The 1,792-nt window shown below is 66.0% G+C and carries 2 protein-coding genes; both read left to right on the forward strand.

Going from position 1 to position 1,792, the window contains the following annotated elements; translation table 11 throughout:
• A partial coding sequence (locus tag Q4C89_RS01645; RefSeq protein WP_303100868.1) for a phosphoadenylyl-sulfate reductase occupies positions 1–537 on the forward strand: 537 nt, incomplete at its 5' end.
• Between the two features lie 122 nt (positions 538–659).
• On the forward strand, positions 660–1,792 hold a 1,133-nt coding region (gene sat, locus Q4C89_RS01650), incomplete at its 3' end, for a sulfate adenylyltransferase (protein WP_303100869.1).

The raw sequence follows: 1,792 nt of genomic DNA on the forward strand, positions 1-1,792 counted from the left end.
GGCTACCGGGGCGAAGTCGTGTTCGTGGACACGGGCTACCACTTTCCCGAAACCCTGGCGACCCGCGACGCGCTGACGGCCCGTTACCCGGAACTGACCTTCGTGACGCTGAATGCCGGGGCCAGTCCCGACGACGGTCAGACGCCCCCCGACCTCTACGCCGCCGACCCCGACGCCTGCTGCGCCGCCCGCAAGGTAGAGCCATTGCAGCGGTACTTGAACCAGAAGAACCCGCCCGCGCTGCTGAACGCCCGCAGCCGTGACCAGGCCAGCACTCGCGCCGACATCCCTTTTGTGGAAACGGGCGGCAGGCGGGTCAAAGTCAACCCTTTGGCCCATTGGACACGCGAGGCGCTGGAAGCCTACGCCGCCGAACACGAATTGCCCGTGAACCCGCTTTACTACGACGGCTTCCTCAGCATCGGCTGCTGGCCCTGCACCCGCGCCGTGAAGCCCGGCGAAGATGCCCGCGCCGGACGCTGGGCCGGAAAAGGCAAGACCGAATGTGGACTGTGGCAGGGCGGGAACAGCCTGTAGATGGTGATGGATGATGGTTCCGCTTCGCTGATAGATGATGGAAAAAGCGCGTCTGAGTTCTGCTTGCCTCAATAGTTGACCTGTTTCATCAAGAATAATCTCGAACCCCAAAGGAGAACCCCATGACCATCCTGCAAACCGCTCCCGTTACCCTGCCCACGCCGCTGGGCGGAACCCTCGTGCGCCGCATCTGGCGGCCCGGTCAGGACTTCGACCCGGCGGAACTCGCGGGGCTGCCCCGCCTGGAGGTTTCCGAGCGCAGCTTTGCCGACCTGGAAATGCTGGCGACGGGCGCGTATTCGCCGCTGACGGGCTTCGTGAACGAGGCCGATTACCTCAGCATCGTCGAGCATCTGCGGCTGGCCGACGGCACGCCCTGGAGTCTGCCGATTACGCTGCCAGTAAGCCGGGAGCAGGCCGAGAGCCTGAGCGGGCGCGTGGTGCTGACCCACGACGGGCAGGACGTGGGCACCCTGGACATCGAGGAAAAGTATCTGGCCCGCAAAGCCTGGGAAGCCCGCGAGGTCTACCGCACCGAGGATGAGGCGCACCCTGGCGTGGCGGCGCTATACGCGGCGGGCGAGGTGTACCTGAGCGGCCCAGTGACCCTCTTTGAAGTGCCACGCGGCGAATTTCCCCGGTTTCACCGCACGCCGAGCGAGGTGCGCGAAGTCATTGAGGCGCGGGGCTGGCGTTCCACCGTCGCCTTCCAGACACGCAACCCCATTCACCGCGCCCACGAGTACCTGCAAAAAGTGGCGCTGGAACTGGTGGACGGCCTGCTGCTGCACCCGCTGGTGGGCCGCACCAAGAGCGACGACGTGCCCGCCGACACCCGCATGGAAGCCTATGAAGTCCTGCTGGAGGGCTACTACCCGCAGGAGCGCACCCTGCTGAGCGTGTACCCCGCCGCCATGCGCTACGCCGGGCCGCGTGAGGCGATTGTCCACGCGCTCTCGCGGCGCAACTACGGGGCCACGCATTTCATCGTGGGGCGTGACCACGCGGGCGTGGGCAACTACTACGGCACCTACGACGCCCAGGAGATTTTCAGCGCCTACACTGCCGAGGAACTGGGCATCCGCATCCTGAAATTCGAGCACACCTTCTACTGCCAGTCGTGCGCCCAGATGGTCAGCCCCCGCACCTGCCCCCACGACGCCTCGCACCACCTGATTCTGAGTGGCACGAAGGTGCGCGAGAAGCTGCGGGCGGGCGAGCATCTGCCCCCCGAATTCACCCGCCCGGAAGTGGC

The organism is Deinococcus sp. (genome assembly GCF_030523985.1).
In the GTDB taxonomy this organism is placed as follows: Bacteria; Deinococcota; Deinococci; order Deinococcales; family Deinococcaceae; genus Deinococcus.